This is a genomic window from Neokomagataea thailandica NBRC 106555, from assembly GCF_001598495.1.
Lineage (GTDB): Bacteria > Pseudomonadota > Alphaproteobacteria > Acetobacterales > Acetobacteraceae > Gluconobacter > Gluconobacter thailandicus_A.
The window spans coordinates 1-3,260 of sequence record NZ_BCZB01000002.1 but is presented as its reverse complement, the minus strand read 5'-3'; the positions used below and the strand labels follow the sequence as shown (position 1 = coordinate 3,260).

The following is a 3,260-nucleotide window of genomic DNA, read 5'->3' as shown; positions in this document are numbered from 1 at the left end:
TCCTTCTCATCCTGCGTCAGGAAGTCCAAATGCTGCACAGACCCCTTACTCAACGTAATGTCAGACCACACCTTGTCAGTGTTCTGACCACGCTCTTCAAGCAACGTGGTCAGATGACGGTTGCGCACTGAGAACGACCCTGAAAGCGTTTTTTGCAAGAAGACATTGGCGCTAATCGGCTCAATACCCGGGCTTGCATTGCCTGTAATAATGGAGATGGACGCCGTCGGTGCAATCGCTAATTTGTGTGAGAAACGCTCCTGAATGCCATATTCCGCCGCATCCGGGCAGGCGCCGCGCACTTCCGCCAGATGACGTGATGCCGCATCTGCTTGTGTACGAATGTGCTGGAAAATCTTACGATTCCAAACCTTCGCCATCACGCTCTCAAACGGGATCATCCGCGCCTGTAAGAAGGAGTGGAAGCCCATCACCCCAAGCCCGACGGAACGCTCACGCATAGCCGCATAACGCGCCTTTTCCATATCGTCAGGCGCACGATCGATAAAGTCCTGCAATACGTTATCGAGGAACAGCATCACGTCCTCGATAAATTGCGGGTTATCCTTCCACTCATCCCATGTCTCAAGATTAAGAGACGACAAGCAGCACACAGCCGTACGGTTCTTACCATGATGATCAATGCCCGTCGGCAGAGTAATCTCAGCACAGAGGTTGGATGTTTTCACTTCCAAACCGGCCAATTTATGGTGCTCTGGGCGCGCACGATTCACATGATCAGAATAAATTACATAAGGCTCACCCTGCTCCATACGCGCCGTTAGGATTCGGATCCACAAGCCACGCGCTGAAATTTTACGGATGATGCTGTGATCCTTCGGGGACAGCAGCGCCCACTCCTCATCCTTTTCCACAGCCCGCATGAATGCGTCTGTGACCAGAACACCGTGATGCAGGTTCAGAGCCTTACGATTCGGATCCCCCCCCGTCGGGCGGCGAATTTCCGTGAATTCTTCAATCTCTGGATGCCAGACGGGCAGATACACCGCAGCAGAACCACGACGCAAAGACCCCTGCGAAATCGCTAGGGTCAAGCTATCCATCACACGGATGAACGGAATAACCCCTGACGTCTTGCCATTCTTACCGATATTTTCACCGATAGAACGCAAATTACCCCAGTAAGAGCCAATCCCACCACCCTTGGAGGCCAACCAAACATTCTCGTTCCACAGCCCGACAATCCCTTCAAGGCTGTCTTCCGCCTCATTCAAGAAGCAAGAAATTGGCAAACCACGCGATGTCCCGCCATTGGATAGAATCGGCGTCGCTGGCATGAACCAATGCTGTGAGATGTAATCATACAAACGCTGCGCATGCCCGGCATCTGCACCGTAATAAGATGCCACACGCGCAAAAATATCTTGGTAGCGCTCGCCCGGCAAAAGATAGCGGTTATCGAGTGTTGCCTTACCAAAATCCGTCAATAAACGGTCACGGCTATGATCAACACGAACCGCATGATGCCCCGGCAACTGCACCACATCATCAAACAATTCAGCATTGTCCTGAGGAGATGCGACATCATCACCAAATGGATGGTCTACAGGCGGCTGTACACTATGAGCACTGTCACTCGAACGCTGGACATCCGTTGATGCTTCCAAGGTCTCGTCATGCAGGCTCATGCGTTATCTCCACCGCTTCCCAACAAGGGAGGCCCAAGGAATACTCATTCTTGGCGCCACGTCTTGTCATGTTTTTCTGAATTTCTGCCCCCTCAATTCCACACCTTATAGGTGCGCCGCAAGCAAACTCTTCGCTTGCAAAGACCATCTGATTGTGTCTGGGACCACCCCTATATCTAGGGGTTAAAGTCATCCACAGGACTAGATATGGTAGTTCCCTTGGAAAACCGCCACAGAAGCGCCACCATCCACAGCCATGGCTTCACGCACCACACCATGATCACAAAATCATGTTTTTTTATAGCGAAACACTCAGCGTATCATCGCGTTGAAAGCAACGTTACACCGTAAGTTCAATGGTTGGAGTCTAAGCACATGACCATCACCAAAACAGCATCTGCTCACTGGAGCGGCGGCATCAAAGACGGTAAGGGCACTATTTCCACGCAAAGCGGCGCCCTCTCTGAGCAGCCCTATGGCTTCAACACGCGCTTTGAAGACAAACCCGGCACCAACCCAGAAGAACTCCTCGGTGCGGCCCACGCTGGATGCTTCACGATGGCCCTTTCACTTATTCTAGGGAATGCAGGCCTCACCGCTACAGCTTTAGATACAAAAGCCACCGTCTCCCTTGATCAGGTCAAAGATGGTTTTGCGATCAGCAAAGTACATCTGACACTCCGCGCGACAGTCCCCGGAGCCACAGAAGAGCAGTTTTTGGAACTGGCTAATACCGCCAAAGCTGGGTGCCCACTCTCAAAAGTCATCAATGCAGAGATCACCCTCGACGCCGCATTGAACGAATAAAAAATGAGACCGTGTGGGCTCTGAGACGGATATTCCCGCATCAGCGCCCACACGACTACACATTCTCATACATCATGCAGTACTGAAGCTTCAGCAGGCATAACAGCCCAAGCTCTACCTTTTATATAACGCGCGTCAGAGAGAGTGTGTGTGTGTTCTCACTCAATGTGGCGCCAAACTATGACCCGCACTGCCCTCGGTGCCGCAACGCATGGTCTGCCAAGACACACGCCATCATCGCTTCTGCCACCGGCACAGCACGAATACCAATGCACGGATCATGACGCCCCTTCGTCATCACATCCACAGCCTCACCCTCACTGGTGATGCTCGGCACAGGCGTTAAGATCGAACTGGTCGGCTTAATAGCAAAACGCGCGACAACAGGCTGGCCAGTTGAAATGCCACCGAGAATACCACCCGCATGATTGGCCTCAAAGACAGGGCCAGGCCGGATCGGATCTGCATTTTGCTCACCGCGCAAAGCTGCGACAGCAAAGCCATCCCCGATTTCGACGCCTTTAACGCCATTAATACCCATCAGCGCTGAGGCGAGTTCAGCATCTAATTTGCCATAAATAGGTGCGCCAAGCCCCGCAGGCACATGCTCCGCCACTACTTCAACCACAGCCCCAATAGATGAGCCTGATTTACGGACATCATCTAAGAGAGATTGCCAACCCTCTACAGCACCGGCGTCAGGGCACCAAAGCGGATTACGCTCTGTCTCCGCCCAGTCCCATTTCTGCCGGTTAATGGTCTGGTCACCAATGCCCACCAAAGCGGCACGGATGGAAAGCTCTT

3 protein-coding genes are annotated in these 3,260 nt (G+C 52.6%); 1 reads left to right on the top strand and 2 read right to left on the bottom strand.

All coding sequences use genetic code 11. From position 1 onward, the window contains the following. Window positions 1–1,649: ribonucleoside-diphosphate reductase subunit alpha (locus tag NTH01S_RS01265; protein ID WP_068168197.1), on the bottom strand; the 1,649-nt coding region annotated here is incomplete at its 3' end. A gap of 375 nt (window positions 1,650–2,024) precedes the next feature. Here NTH01S_RS01265 and NTH01S_RS01260 point away from each other — a divergent pair. Beyond that, window positions 2,025–2,456 (top strand): OsmC family protein, encoded by a 432-nt coding sequence (locus tag NTH01S_RS01260; RefSeq protein ID WP_068168194.1) that lies wholly within the window; start codon window positions 2,025–2,027, stop codon window positions 2,454–2,456. A 178-nt stretch (window positions 2,457–2,634) separates the two neighbouring features. On the opposite strand, the gene NTH01S_RS01255 is transcribed toward NTH01S_RS01260, so the two are convergent. After that, window positions 2,635–3,260 (bottom strand): chorismate synthase (locus tag NTH01S_RS01255; protein WP_157070823.1); only part of this gene is annotated, 626 nt, incomplete at its 5' end.